The following is a 14,186-nucleotide window of genomic DNA, read 5'->3' on the forward strand; positions in this document are numbered from 1 at the left end:
GACGGGGTCGGCGTCAGTCGTCGCCGGGGGCGACGCCGCGCCGCGCGGACTCGGTGGAGATGTCGAGCGAGTCGAGAAGTTCCTCGGCCTCCTCGCGTTTCTCCTGGTGGTCTTCGAGGAACTCGCGCATGAGTTCGGCGGCCTGTTCTTTGCATCCGCCGCAGAGGCGTTCGCCGCCGACGCACTCGTCGTACACCTCTTTGGCGAACTCGTCGTCGTCGCCCGACAGCAGGTAGGCGTACAGTTCGTACACCGGACATTTGTCCGCCTCGCCGCCCTTCTCTCGTTGCTCTTCGGCGGTGGAACGGCCGCCCGTCGTCGCGGACTTCACCTTGTCGTAGCCGTCCTCGGGGTCGTCGAGGAGCGAGATGTGACTCGCGGGGACCGACGAGGACATCTTCCCGCCGGTCAGACCGGTCATGAACCGGTGGTAGATGGACGACGGCGCGCGGAAGCCGTAGCCGCCGTGGTCGACCTCTATCTCGCGGGCGAGTTCGTCGGCATCGGCGAACGAGAGGTCGAACGCGTCGACGTGTTCGTCGTACCGGCGTTTCTCGCCGTCGATGGCCTCGATGAGCGCTTCGAACGCCGCCTCGGTGGCGTTGGCGTCGAGGAACCGCGTTCGGGGACGGAGCGGTTCCATGCCCGCGTTCGCCAGTTTCTCGACGGTGGACTCGCGGACCGACTCCGCGACGACGACGCCGAGCGAATCGAGGTCGGCCTCGGAGAGCCACTCGCCCGCCTCGCCGCATCGGGGCATCTCCGCGTCTTCGGCGTACTCCTCGCGGGCGTCGTAGACGGCGGCGACGAGCGGTCGTTCGGCGTCTCGAAGTTCGAAGCTCGCGTACGCCTCCGTCACCTTGAAAAAGCGCATCCGGTCTGCGAGGTCACGCGCGAGGCGAACGTGCGGGTCCTGGTCCGGGCCGACGGGGATGACCGTCGGTTTCGGCTCGTCCAACTGCGGGTAGAGGATGTCGGCCATCTGCGTGACGACCGACTGCACGTGCGAGACGTTCGTACTGCCGTCGAAGCCGTAGATGGCCTCGAACTCCGAGTAGTTCGCCTTCGAGCCGAGTTCGAAAGCGAGGTCCTGTAGCTCTCGGTTGTCCGACTGCCGGTAGAGTTCTCCCTCCTCGGGGTCGAACCCGAGCGCCAGAAGCGACAGCAGGTAGTCGCGGGCGTGTTCGTCTATCTCCTCCCACGTCATCCCGCGCGCGGAGTGCGCCTCCAAGTCGGCGATGAGGCCGTACGCGTCGCCGCCCTGCCGTTGGTGCCAGATTATCTCGTCGAAGACGAGTTTGTGGCCGATGTGGGGGTCGCCCGTCGGCATGAATCCAGAGAGGACGGCGAAGTCGTCGCCCTCGCGCATCGCTCTCGCGACGGGGTCGTAGTCGCGGTGGCCGAAGATGACGCCGCGACGCATCAGGTAGTGCGGGTTCGGCACGTCGGGGAGAACGTCGTCGAACTCCTCGATGCCGAACTCCTCGAACAGTTTGCGGTAGTCCGAGATGGTCGAGGAACCCCACGGGTCGAGAGCCACGTCGTCGGCGCCCTCGGCGGACGTGCCGCCGTCTGTGCGGGCGTGTTCGCGTACCGACTCGTCGGTCTCGGTGTCGTCGTCTCGTATCATGGAGTCAGGCGGGCTACCGAAAGCCAGTCTATGCCTTCCGTGGCGTCGGTGAGCGCAAAAACCATTCGTTTCCGCACCCCGCCGGCGAGGCGAACGTCCAAGGAGAGGTCGCGCGGCGCGAACGTGTGGTCGGGCGTGACGACGCGGACCAGGTCGGCGGAGTGACTCAGGTCCGAGACGGAGTCGAAGTCGGTGTAGACGCGGAAGTCCGCGCCGAACTTGAACCCGCTCTTGGGGACAGAACCGGCGTCTCGGAGGGCGGCGTACGCGCGGAGTCTGCGGTCGAACCGGTCGCCCTCGACGTCGCGGGCGAGTCCCACGACGGCGTCGGCGTCCACGTCGAGGACGCCGCGTTGGGCGAGGTACGCGCCCTCCACGAGCGACAGTTGAAGGGGGCCGTCGTCGGCGTTGCGCCCGAACAGTCGCTGGCCGTAGAAGCCGCGTTCGTACACCTCGTCGGGCGACTCGTAGCAGACCACCCGGTCGGCGAGCAAGTCGGCGTCCAGTCCGGTCGGCGGGTCGTACGACTCCGTCCCGCCGACGTCCGGGGCCGAGTCGGTGTCGAAGTACGTCAGGTCGCCGTCCTCGTCGACGACGGCGAGGACGACGTCGCCGAGCGAACCGGCCGCGACGCGTTCGCGTTCGCCGGTCACCCGCATCCGATGTTCGACGACGCCGTCGGTGGGTCCCTTCCCGCGCGGGTAGACGACGAAGTCGACGCCGTCGTCGTCAGCCACGTCGTCGTCGACGCCCGGCCACGCCGCGCGGGCGGGCGAGAGGTAGAAGCCCCGGTCCCGCAGGTCCTTGTAGACGACGAACGACAGCACCGCGCCCGTCTCCGCGAGGAACTCCCGGAAGTCCATCCCGTCGACGGCGTCGATGTCGCCTCGTGAGAGCAGGTGCGCCGCCTCGACCGGCGCGAGTTCGATGCGGTTCCCGTCGAGCGGTCGGCCGTAGCCTCTCGCGTCGTAGAACCGTTGACGCGCGTCGTCTCCCACCCGGACGACGCCCTCGTGTAGTGTCGCGTCCATGCACGGGAACGCGCCCGGCGACGACATAGGGCCTGCGATGCGGGCGTGTCGTTCGCGGCGGCCTCGGCACGAGGGCTTCGACGCGACGACTCAGCGTCTCACTCGCCTCCGACGAACGCCTCGCACGTCCCGTCGAGACACCGCCGTCCGCGGGCCGTCTCGAACACGGGGAGACCGCAGTCGCACTCACCGACGACGACGCCCGCGGGTATCGAGAACGCCGTCTCGCAGTCCGGATACGCCGAACACCCCGCGAGCAGTCGCCCGCCCCGGCGGATGATTCGCAGGTCGGACCCGCAGTCCGGACAGGTCCACTCGCCGTCGAACCGGTCGCGCACGGCGTCGTCGAGCGACTCGCAGGCACGGTCCACACAGAGTTCGAAGACGGCCCCGCACTCGGCGCGTATCGTCGGCAGGCCGCAGTCCTCGCAGGCGTCGTCCAGCACCGTCGCGCCCGCGGGGAGTCGGTACTCCGCGTCGGAGTCGAGGCCGACGACGGCCCCGCCGGTTCGGACGAGGGGTTCGCCCGTCCGCGGGTGCGACCCGACCGGAACGCCCGCCTCGGTGGCGGGGTACTCGACCCATCCGCTCGACTCGTGGCTCCGCACGCGGAGCACTTGTTCGTCCGTTCTGGCGACGAGACCGAAGCCCGAACTGTCCGTCTCGACGGTCAGCGAGTCCGGGCGGGTGAGCCACGACACCGGTTGATAGCCGTCGGCGTCGTGGACGAGGACGGTTCTATCGGGTTTCACCACGACGACGACGCGGCCGCGTTGGGTGCGGGCGCGAGACCCCTCGAACGTCGTCGTACAGTCGCCGGCGAACACGCGAATCGTCTCTGGCATGGGGTCGCTGGCCGCCCGTTGCAACATGAACCTCCGCACGAAGACCTTTGAGTCAGAGGGACGGTGTGGGCGTATGAACGTCCCCGACGACGCGGTGCTGTTCGACATGGACGGCGTGTTGGTCGACTCCGAGACGTACTGGCACCGGTTCGAGAACGACTGGGTGTACGCCGACGCCATCTCTCAGGGGTCGCCCGACCACGAGGAGATAACGGGCATGAACTACCGCGAGATATACGACTACCTCTCCGCGGAGTACGGCACGACGCTGTCGAAAGAGGAGTTCGTCGGCGCGTACGACGACCACGCCGAGTCCGTGTACGGCGAGAACGTCGTCCTCATGAACGGCGCGAACGAGCTGTTCGACGACATCCGCGACGCCGGGCGAAAGCTGGCTATCGTCTCCTCCGCGCCGCAGGCCTGGATTGCCATCGTCCGCGACCGGTTCGGACTCGACCCCTTAGACCTCGTGTTGAGCGCCGACGACATCGACGACCCCGGGAAACCCGAACCGCACATCTACGAACACGCGGCCGCGGAGTTGGGTCTGGAACCCGAGGACTGCGTCGTCGTCGAGGACTCCGTCCACGGCATCGCCGCCGCCGCGGCGTCCGGCGCGTTCACCGTCGCCTACCGGTCGACGCACAACGCCGAGTTGGACCTCTCCGCGGCCGACGTCGTGGTGGATGGACCGGACGAACTGCGCGACGTGCTGTTGGACTGAACGACTGTGAGAAGCGGTTCACTCCACCCGAACCGTCCGCGTCTCCGTGATGGGGTGTAACGGCGCGTCGGGGAACGTCACCTCGACGCGGTAGGTCACCTCGTCGGCGGGCGCGCCGAAGACGCCGACGTGGACGTCCGTCTCGTCGGTGAGGTAGGTTGTCTTGGCCGTCATCTCGACTTCGTTCCCCTCGTCGGCGACGGCGGTGACGCGGATACCGACGGCGGCACCGCCGCCTCGGTTGCGAACGCGGACGGCGCACATCTGGTTCTCGCCCGTCGCGATGGAGTCGGGGAAGTCGCCCCACTCGACGTCGACGTCGGGGAAGTTCCGCGCGTTCTTCACCACCTGTTTCGCCACGCCCTCCGAGAGGCCCGCCTGCCGGAGTTCGCTCTCGCCGGCGTCGACGACGTCTCGCGGAGAGCGCAGGCCGCCGGTGGCGAGTTTGCTCGCGCGGTTCGGGCCGATGCCGTCGACGGCGGTGAGGGCGACGGCGTCGCGAGAGACGCCGTGTTCGACGCGCGCTTCGACGCGGCGCGCGAGGTTCGCGGCGCGCGGCCCGGCGAAGTCAGAGAGGAACTCCCTGAGCGCCGAGAGCAGTCTGAGACCGTTCTGGCGGATGACCCACGCGTCCGACCGGAGGTCCGCGGGCGTGCTGTTCGCCATCCCGGCGTGGAGGATGGCGAGCACCTTCCGCGGGCCGTCTTCGAGCGTCGTGTCGACGCCCGTGAGGACGGAGTTCACGGCGTCCATCTCCGACTGGCGGGCGGAGACGTCGTGGAACTCGGCCGCGCCGGCGACGGCCTCCAGAATCGAGTCGTCGGTGATGGTGTCGCGTTCGCAGAGCGTCGCGAACCGGCGGGCGGTGTCGAGGCGGAGGTAGTACTTCGAGGCGAGGCGGCCGAGCGTCGTCGCCTCGATGGAGAGGTCCGAACCCATCTCGACGAACCCGCGGGAGACGAGCGATTCGAGCGTCTCGCGCACCCGGTCTCGGAGTCCCTCGAAGTCGTAGTCGTCTGGTTTCGAGCGGGCGCGCTGGTAGTAGAACGTCGTCCGGAGCCACGACATCACGTCCTCTAAGTCGCCGATGGTGCCCATCGCTATCTCGGCGTTGAGATGCGAGTCCAGGTCTTCGGCCAGTCGGGACTCTATCTCCTTGCCCTCGCGGAGGAGCCTGCGGTACTTGTCGGCGTCCGAGCGGTCGCAGACGACCCAGCCGTACCCGACGTCGTCGTAGCCGGGGCGGCCCGCGCGACCGAGCATCTGGAGGATGTCGAGCGGCGAGATGTCCACCTCGCCTTCGAGGGGGTCGTGGTACTTCGTGTCGCGGATGACGACGCAGCGAGCGGGGAGGTTGACGCCCCACGCGAGCGTCGAGGTGGAGAACAACAGCTGAATCTTGCCCTCCTTGAACCACTGTTCGACCTTGTCGCGGTCGTCTTTCGCGAGTCCGGCGTGGTGGAAGCCGACGCCGTCGGGGGCGGCCTTGCGCAACGCGTCGTTGCTCAACTCCTTGGCCTCGTTGTGGAAGTCGTAGTCGCCGCGCGCGCCGATGGGGATGTCGCGTTTCCCGAGTTCGTCGCGGGCCTTCCCGGCGGCGCGGACGGTGTCCTGCCGCGAGGAGACGAACACGAGGGCCTGCCCGCCGTCGCGGATGTGCTGTTCCGAGAGGTCGATGGCGCGGTAGAGCCGTCGGTACTTGTCGGCGAAGGCGTTGTCGCCGTGCGAGTACGTCTTCACGCCCGCGTGGAGGTCCACGGGTCGGTAGTCGTCGCCGAACTCGAACGTCGTCTCCGGCGGCGCGTCGAGCCAGTTCGCCACGTCCTCGATGTTCGGCATCGTCGCGGAGAGCGCGACGACGCGCGGGTCGCAGATGCGTCGGAGTCGCGAGACGGTGACTTCGAGGACGCCGCCGCGCGTGTCGGAGTCCAAGAGGTGTACCTCGTCGATGACGCAGCAGTCGACGTCGGTGATGAACGAGTAGCGCGCCGAGTCGTGTTTCCTCGTCGCCGAGTCCGTCTTCTCGGGCGTCATCACGAGGATGTCCGCGCGTTCGGCGCGGCGCGGGTTCAGGTCCCGTTCGCCGGTGACGACGTAGACGGAGTAGCCGAGTTCCTCGAAGCGCGCCCACTCGGCCTCCTTCTCGTTCGTGAGGGCGCGAAGCGGGGCGATGAAGAGGGCTGTGCCGCCGTTTCGGAGGGCGCGACAGATGGCCAACTCCGCGAGCGCCGTCTTTCCGCTGGCCGTCGGCGCGGCGGCGACGACGTTCTCCTCGCGCTCTAAGATGGCCGGGGCGGCCTCGCGTTGCATCCGATTGAACTCGTCGAAGCCGAACGCGTCGGCGAACTCGGGGACGACCGATTCGACCTTCACGTGACCGACCTCCGAGGACGGAACGCGAGCGAGAGAGTCATACGCGACACCGGGTACTACGGACTAAAAGGCGTTTCTCCACGTGGCGAGCGCGATACCTCTCAAAAGTACGTCGCACGTCGACTGCACCAAAGAAATCGGGAGGGGCGCTACGCTGCACCGACGGCCGCGGCGATGAACGACCACTTGGTCCCGGTTTTCGTCTCTTCTTTCTTCGATTCTGCCTTGGTTCTGTCGCGGCGGTGTTTCCAGTGCACGGGGTCCTTAGAATTCACTCGGATATGAGTTTTTCGGAAATATGATATATGTCACGGTCGTCGATGGTCGATGCGGAACAGTCGTGAACGACCGCCGGAGACGGCCCGCGGTCACCGGTGTCGGGGAGACGCGAAAAACGAGCGGCGGAGAAACGAGCGACGGAGCGGTGTGACGGCCGGGCGAAGACTACTCTAACTGCTTCTTCGTCGGTTCGCCGAACGACGACTCGCCGACCTCCAGGGTGCTCTCGAGCAGGTTCTTGTGGCCGCGGCGGAGTCGTTCGGAGACCGCCTGCTGGGAGATGTCGAGCGTCTCCGCGAGGTCGCCCATCGTGACGCTTCGGGGGACGTCGAAGTATCCCTGTTCGATGGCCGTCGTGAGTACCTCGTACTGGTCGCGCGAGAGACCGTACTGGCCGCGTCCGACCGACCCGTCGAGTTCGTAGATGTGCTTGATGACGAACGTGATTCCCTCCTCCTCGCAGAACTGCGCCGTCTGCGTGAGCGAATCTCGGTCCGGGAGGAGGATGCGGAGTCGCCAGCAGTCTTGATGCCCGTGCATCTCCAGCACCGCCCCCTCCTCCTCTAACAGGAGGTGGACGACCACGAGGATGTCTTTGACCCACTCCATCCGGTAGAGTCGTTCCTCGCCGAGGTCGTCGACGAGACGCCACGACTGGACCGTCGTGTCCTCGTCCAGTGCGTCGTGGAAGGCGTCGAAGTCGTCCGCGCTCACTCGGACGTACGGGACGACGGTCTGTTCGTCCGTCGCGGCGACCCTGATGACCTCTACTTCACCGTTCGTGAGCGAGGGCAACGACTGACCGAGGGCGAACTCGTCCGCGTTCAGTTCGATTGCCGCGATAGTGCTCATCACCAGAAAAGCCAACCCCGAACGCGTATCAAGCCGTCGGCCACCAGACGGCAGAGCGTACAGTAGTACTCGAAAGAGTGTAATTTCCCCCCGAGTGTACAGAATCGAAGAAACTTCCAACGTACCGGATAATTTCGACAGAATAGCGTATAAACTGCACGGATATACAACCACAAACAAGTACGGCAATCCCGGTGTTGTTTATTTCAGAGGATGGACCCCTACAATCGGCTGGACAGGGGGCGGATGCCCTGTCACTGGTACGTGGTATCTTCACGGGATTGCATCGCCTTCCGGCACCGTGAGCGAGATATCACGGTCGAAGCGGTGGAGGCCGACGGCCCACATCGCGAACTCGCGGGTCGCTGGCAGTTGCAGTACCGCCACCACCGAAACGACGCCGAATCGCGCCGCGTCGTCGGGCACGTGACGAGCGAGTCCGAGGCGCTCGGCGCGCTGTTCGAGTGGATGGAGCGTATCAACCGCGCCGTGCAGTCGAACGACGTGACACCCGACGTGGTCGGTCTCGGCCGGGCGGTCACGGCCGACACCGCGCCGCAGTCGAGTGCGGGTTGGCTCCCGAACGACGACGGGTCGGCCGACGAGTCGCCGGACACTCACTCGGGCCCCGTACGCCCCGGCGAGAACGGGTCACGCGAACGCGTGCGGAGATAGATTTTCAGATGTCAGAGACACCTTCAGTGGAACTCACGGACGACATTCGTCCGAACGTAGACGACAGGATAGCTGCGGAAGCAGAGACGACCCTCGAAGACGAGGAGACGGAACGCGACCTCGTCGTCGTCTCGAACCGCGAACCGTATCAACACGAGTACGACTCCGACGGAAGCGTCGTCGTCGAAGAACCGGTCGGTGGGCTGACCGCCGGACTCGACCCCGTGGTCCAGAAGACGCAGGGCGACTGGGTCGCGTGGGGAGACGGCGACGCCGACGCCGTCGTCACCGACGACGACGACTGCGTGGCCGTCCCGCCGGACGACGAGCGATACACGCTACGCCGCGTGTGGTTGGAAGACGAGGAAGTGGAGGGTTACTACTACGGCTACAGCAACCGCGTGCTGTGGCCGTTGTGTCACGACTTGGTCGACCGAGTCGAGATGGAACCCGACTACTGGGACACCTACCGGTCGGTCAACGAGTCGTTCGGCGAGGCGGCCGTCGAACGGGCGACGGAGAACTCCACCGTCTGGATTCAGGACTACCACTTCTGTCTCGCCCCGAAGACGATTCGGGAGTCGCTTCCCGACGGGGCGTCGATGGTGCAGTTCTGGCACATCCCGTGGCCCGCGTGGGACACGTTCCGCGTCGTCCCGCACGCCGAGGAACTCGTCGAGGGTCTCCTCTCGAACGACGTCGTCGGCTTCCACATCGACCGCTACCGAGACAACTTCCTCGAATGCGCCGCGCAGTTAGACGACACGCGCGTGGACCGAGACGCGGGCGTCGTCCACGTCGACGGCCGAACGGTCGAGGTGGGCGCGTTCGAGATGGGCGTCGACGCCGACCGTATCGCCGAGACGGCCGAGACGTTCGACCACCACGCGTGGGCGCATCTCGCCGGGAAGTACGACATCGACCCCAACATCAACGTCGCCGTCGGCGTCGACCGCATCGACTACACGAAGGGGATTCCGAAGCGAATCGACGCCTTAGAGCAGTTCTGGGAGGAACACCCCGAGTGGCGCGGCGAGTTGACGTTCGTGCAGAAGTCGAGCCACAGTCGTTCGCAGATTCCGGCCTACCAGCGCGCCGCGAACGAAGTCGAGGAGGCCATCGAACGCGTGAACGACCGGTTCGGGACCGAGGACTGGCAGCCCATCGTCCACGTCGACGACCACCTCTCACAGCGCGAACTGTTCGGCCTCTACCGCCACGCCGACATCGCCCTCGTGAGTCCCCTGCGCGACGGCCTGAACCTCGTCGCGAAGGAGTACGTCGCCGCGCAAGTCGAAGACGACGGCGTCCTCTTGTTGAGCGAGTTCGCGGGCGCGCACCAGACGCTCGACGAGGCGGTGACCATCAACCCCTACTCACCCGAGGGGTTCGCCGAGGCGATTCACCAGTCGCTGTCGATGACGGCCGTCGAACGGGGTCGCCGGATGCGGTCGCTTCGAAGCGTCGTCACCGAACACGACTTGGACGACTGGGTGGCCGAACTCCTGACCGCCACGGTACCCGACGGCGAGGAGTTCACCGTGGAGGGAACGGATGTCTGACCCGCGAAGCGACGCGTTCGAGTCCACCGTCGAGACGCTGTCGTCGCGACTGGCCGACCACGAGGAACTCCTCCTCTGTACGGACTTCGACGGGACGCTCTCGCCCATCGTGGACGACCCCGACGCGGCGGAGATACTCCCCGAGAGTCGCGCCGCGTTGGAGGAACTGCACAGTCATCCGAGCGTCACCGTCGCCGTCGTCAGCGGTCGGAAACTCGCAGACGTGCGGGCGCGAGTCGACCTCCCCAGCGTGACGTACGCCGGGAACCACGGCCTCGAACTGCGGACCGAGGGCGTGACGCAGGTCCACCCCGTCGCCAAGGAGTACCAGTCGGACGTATCGGAGCTGTACGATGCTCTCGGAGACGCCTTCGAGCGAGAGCGAGGCGTCGTCGTGGAGAACAAGGGCCAGACGCTGACGGTGCACCACCGGAACGCTCCGCCGGCCCACGCCGAACGGGTGAGAGAACGGACCGCGCGACTGGTCGGACAGGTGGGCGGCGAGACGCTGACCGTCCGCGGCGACAGACAGGTCGTCGAGGTGCGACCGGCCGTCGACTGGGACAAAGGCAGCGTCGTCTCGACGCTCGAACGCGAGAGCGCCTCCTGTCTCCCGGTCTTCCTCGGCGACGCGAGAACGGACGAATCCGGGTTCCGTGCAGTCGAACGCGACGGCGTCGGAATCCGCGTCGGCGAACCGGACGAGCGAGCGACGGCGGCGACGGAGTTCCTCCGAAGTCCGGCGGAGACGGCGGCGCTCTTGGAGTGGTTTCGACGCACGGGCGTGGACAGACTCGCCGGGCGCGTCGAGACGGCGGCACCGGCCCGGACGCCGAACTCCGGCGACGACCGACGACCGCAGTCGGGCTAATCCTCACGTTTTTCACGTCTCCCGCGAACACTCGACTATGAGCGGCAGGCGGAAGCCCGATTGGTTGAAGATGCGTCCGCCGTCGGGGCGACGCTTCACCGACATCAAGCAGACGCTCCGTGACCGTGACCTCCACACCGTCTGCGAGGAGGCGAACTGCCCGAACATGGGCGACTGCTGGAGCGGACGCGACGGCCCGGGGACGGCGACGTTCATGCTGATGGGCGACCGCTGTTCGCGCGGGTGTAACTTCTGTGACGTCCAGACCGGCGGGATGGAGCCGTTGGACCCCGACGAACCCGAGAACGTCGCGGCCGCGGTGGCCGAAATCGGCCTCGACTACGTCGTCCTCACCTCCGTGGACCGAGACGACTTACCCGACCAGGGCGCGTCGCACTTCGCCGAGACCATCCGCGAGATAAAGCGGCGCGACGCCTCGATTCTGGTCGAAGTCCTCATCCCCGACTTCCAGGGCGACGAGGACGCCGTCCGGAAGATAATCGACGCCGGACCCGACGTCATCGCGCACAACATCGAGACGGTCGAACGCCTCCAGTGGCCGATTCGGGACCGACGAGCGAACTACGAGCAGTCGCTGTCGGTGCTCGAACAGGTGAAACGCGAGTCCGACATCTACACGAAGACGAGCATCATGCTCGGCCTCGGCGAGTACGACCACGAGGTGTACCAGACGCTGTCTGACCTCCGCGAGGCGGACGTCGACGTGGTGACGCTCGGACAGTATCTCCAGCCCTCGCGGACGCATCTCGACGTGTTCGAGTACGTCCACCCCGACGCGTTCGAGACGTGGCGACGGGCCGCCGAAGAGGAACTGGACTTCCTCTACTGCGCCTCCGGCCCGATGGTCAGGTCGTCGTACAAGGCGGGCGAGTTGTTCGTGGACGCCGTCGTCCGCGACGGGAAGAGCGTCGAACAAGCGCGGCGCGAGGCGCGAACGGCGGCCGGCGACTGACACCGTATCGCACGACCACGCCACGGTGCGTGCCCACATTTCCCACGACCGTCACACGGTTCTACACATTCGTCCATTACTTTACCCGAGAGCGAACTATCGGAGGAGGAATCGTCGCCGTGCCGGGGCATAAATTGTAAGATTCGATTTTTTACCCCCAAGGATGGACGGTTTTCGCGTGGGCGGCAGTATTTCTTCCCATAGTAAACTATTTACGAAAACACTATACGCGGTCCGGGAGACGTGCGCAACATGAACAGGTGGGTACACCCATGAGCGTACTACAGCGAGACCCGCAGGACATGCTTCGCGTCCTCGACGAGGACGGCGAACCGGTCGGCGAGGTCCCGGACCTGAGCGACGACGAGTTGGTGACCATGTACCGCGAGATGTATCTCGCCCGCCACTTCGACACCCGCGCCGTGAGCCTCCAGCGGCAGGGTCGGATGGGGACGTATCCCCCGCTCTCGGGCCAAGAGGGAGCGCAGATAGGCAGTGCGTTCGCACTCGACGAAGAGGACTGGATGTTCCCGAGTTACCGCGAACACGGGGCGGCCCTCCACCGCGGTCTGCCGCTGAAGCGCACCCTCCTCTACTGGATGGGCCACGAGAAGGGTAATCAGATTCCCGACCACGTGAACATGTTCCCCGTAGCCGTCCCCATCGCCACGCAGATTCTCCACGCCACGGGCGCGGCGTGGGCGAAGAAACTGCAGGACAAGAACGAGGCCGTCATCTGCTACTTCGGCGACGGCGGCACCTCCGAGGGCGACTTCCACGAGGGGCTGAACTTCGCCGGCGTGTTCGACACGCCGAACGTGTTCTTCTGCAACAACAACCAGTGGGCCATCTCGGTCCCGCGCGAACGCCAGACGGCCTCGGCGACCATCGCACAGAAGGCCGTCGCCTACGGCTTCGAAGGCGTCCAAGTGGACGGCATGGACCCTCTCGCCGTCTACGCGGCGACGCGCGCGGCCGTCGAGAAGGCGAAGAACCCCGGCGAGGGAGAACGTCGTCCGACGCTCATCGAGGCGGTGCAGTACCGCTTCGGCGCGCACACGACGGCGGACGACCCCACCGTCTACCGCGACTCCGACGAAGTGGAGCAGTGGAAGAAGAAGGACCCCATCCCGCGTCTGGAGCGATTCCTCCGCGACACCGGACGCTTAGACGACGAGAAGGTCGACGCCATCCACGCGGAGGTCGAAGACCAAGTCGCGACGGCCATCAAGGAGGCGGAGGCCGAACCGCGCCCCGAACCCGAAGAGATGTTCAACAACGTGTTCGCCGAGATGACGCCCGAAATTCGGGCGCAGGCGGACGAGTTCGCGGAACTGTACGAGAAGCACGGCGACGAAGGATTCCTCAGAGAATAATGAGTCAGAGTCAGCAGACACAGAACCTCACGTTGGTACAGGCGGTACGAGACGGTCTCTACACCGAGATGCAGGCCGACGACCGAGTGGTCGTCATGGGCGAGGACGTCGGGAAGAACGGCGGCGTCTTCCGCGCGACGGAAGGCCTCTGGGACGAGTTCGGCGACGACCGGGTCATCGACACGCCACTCGCGGAGTCCGGCATCGCCGGGACGGCCATCGGCATGGCGACGATGGGGATGCGTCCCGTCGCGGAGATGCAGTTCTCCGGCTTCATGTACCCCGCGTTCGACCAGATAGTGAGTCACGCGGCGCGCCTCCGAAACCGGAGTCGCGGTCGGTTCACCTGTCCCCTCGTCGTCCGCGCCCCCTACGGCGGCGGCATCCGCGCGCCCGAACACCACTCCGAGTCGAAGGAGGCGTTCTACACCCACGAGTCCGGCCTGAAGGTGGTCATCCCCTCCACGCCGTACGACACGAAGGGACTGCTCATCTCCGCGATTCGCGACCCCGACCCGGTCATCTTCCTCGAACCGAAACTCATCTACCGCGCCTTCCGCGGCGACGTGCCCGAGGGCGACTACGAAATCCCCATCGGCGAGGCGTCCGTTCGCCGCGAGGGCACCGACATCTCCGTCTACACCTACGGCGCGATGACGCGGCCGACGCTCGACGCGGCCGAGAACCTCGACGAGGAGGGAATCAGCGTCGAAGTCGTCGACCTCCGGACCGTCTCGCCGATGGACAAAGAGACGGTGGTCGAGTCGTTCAAGAAGACGGGCCGCGCCGCCGTCGTCCACGAGGCACCGAAGACGGCCGGCCTCGGCGCGGAGATTACGGCGACGATTCAGGAGGAAGCGCTGCTCTACCAGGAGGCACCGGTCGAGCGTATCGCCGGCTACGACGTTCCGTACCCCCTGTACGCGCTCGAAGACTACTACCTCCCGTCGGTCGCACGGGTCGAAGAAGGTATCCGCGACGCGGTGGAGTTCTGA

11 protein-coding genes and 1 pseudogene are annotated in these 14,186 nt (G+C 66.2%); 7 read left to right on the forward strand and 5 right to left on the reverse strand.

Annotated elements, in window-relative coordinates; genetic code table 11:
- Positions 1 to 13: 13 nt before the first annotated feature.
- The 3 genes from BM282_RS00075 to BM282_RS00085 all read right to left on the reverse strand — a co-directional run bounded on the left by BM282_RS00075 (position 14) and on the right by BM282_RS00085 (position 3,506).
- Positions 14 to 1,630, reverse strand: coding sequence for a tryptophan--tRNA ligase (locus tag BM282_RS00075; protein ID WP_089875579.1), 1,617 nt, complete (start codon positions 1,628 to 1,630; stop codon positions 14 to 16).
- Positions 1,627 to 2,661 carry a tRNA-intron lyase gene (gene endA / locus BM282_RS00080; protein ID WP_089875581.1) on the reverse strand — a complete coding sequence of 345 codons (1,035 nt, stop codon included), beginning with the start codon at positions 2,659 to 2,661 and terminating at the stop codon, positions 1,627 to 1,629. The genes BM282_RS00075 and endA overlap by 4 nt, the downstream gene beginning before the upstream one ends.
- 98 nt (positions 2,662 to 2,759) lie before the next feature.
- Entirely contained in the window at positions 2,760 to 3,506 is a 747-nt protein-coding gene (locus BM282_RS00085; protein ID WP_089875583.1) for an endonuclease NucS domain-containing protein, read from the reverse strand.
- A 73-nt stretch (positions 3,507 to 3,579) separates the two neighbouring features.
- On the opposite strand from BM282_RS00085, the gene BM282_RS00090 reads away from it, so the two are divergent.
- Entirely contained in the window at positions 3,580 to 4,230 is a 651-nt protein-coding gene (locus BM282_RS00090) for an HAD family hydrolase (RefSeq protein ID WP_089875586.1), read from the forward strand.
- Between the two features lie 18 nt (positions 4,231 to 4,248).
- Here the strand turns inward: BM282_RS00090 and BM282_RS00095 are convergent, their stop codons facing one another.
- Both BM282_RS00095 and BM282_RS00100 read right to left on the reverse strand, forming a co-directional pair.
- Entirely contained in the window at positions 4,249 to 6,603 is a 2,355-nt protein-coding gene (locus BM282_RS00095; RefSeq protein ID WP_089875588.1) for a DEAD/DEAH box helicase, read from the reverse strand.
- 444 nt (positions 6,604 to 7,047) lie between these two features.
- Positions 7,048 to 7,734 carry a helix-turn-helix domain-containing protein gene (locus tag BM282_RS00100; RefSeq protein WP_089875590.1) on the reverse strand — a complete coding sequence of 229 codons (687 nt, stop codon included), beginning with the start codon at positions 7,732 to 7,734 and terminating at the stop codon, positions 7,048 to 7,050.
- Positions 7,735 to 7,998: 264 nt separating this feature from the next.
- Here BM282_RS00100 and BM282_RS00105 point away from each other — a divergent pair, with 264 nt between their 5' ends.
- From BM282_RS00105 to BM282_RS00130, 6 genes and pseudogenes are all read left to right on the forward strand, one after another.
- On the forward strand, positions 7,999 to 8,409 hold the full coding sequence (locus tag BM282_RS00105; RefSeq protein ID WP_175501316.1) for a hypothetical protein: 411 nt from the start codon (positions 7,999 to 8,001) through the stop codon (positions 8,407 to 8,409).
- Between the two features lie 26 nt (positions 8,410 to 8,435).
- Positions 8,436 to 9,971, forward strand: a complete 1,536-nt coding sequence (locus tag BM282_RS00110; protein ID WP_245758255.1) for an alpha,alpha-trehalose-phosphate synthase (UDP-forming) — start codon at positions 8,436 to 8,438, stop codon at positions 9,969 to 9,971.
- Positions 9,964 to 10,731 (forward strand): annotated as a pseudogene (gene otsB, locus BM282_RS00115) (trehalose-phosphatase); the annotation flags it as partial. The gene BM282_RS00110 and the pseudogene otsB, both read left to right, overlap by 8 nt.
- A complete protein-coding gene (gene lipA, locus BM282_RS00120; RefSeq protein ID WP_281244786.1) occupies positions 10,628 to 11,815 on the forward strand; it encodes a lipoyl synthase in 1,188 nt (395 codons plus the stop codon). The pseudogene otsB and the gene lipA, both read left to right, overlap by 104 nt.
- Before the next feature lie 272 nt (positions 11,816 to 12,087).
- On the forward strand, positions 12,088 to 13,191 hold the full coding sequence (gene pdhA, locus BM282_RS00125; protein ID WP_089875601.1) for a pyruvate dehydrogenase (acetyl-transferring) E1 component subunit alpha: 1,104 nt from the start codon (positions 12,088 to 12,090) through the stop codon (positions 13,189 to 13,191).
- A complete protein-coding gene (locus BM282_RS00130; protein ID WP_089875603.1) occupies positions 13,191 to 14,186 on the forward strand; it encodes an alpha-ketoacid dehydrogenase subunit beta in 996 nt (331 codons plus the stop codon). Before pdhA ends, BM282_RS00130 begins: the two co-directional genes overlap by 1 nt.

It is taken from the genome of Halogeometricum limi (assembly GCF_900115785.1).
Lineage (GTDB): Archaea > Halobacteriota > Halobacteria > Halobacteriales > Haloferacaceae > Halogeometricum > Halogeometricum limi.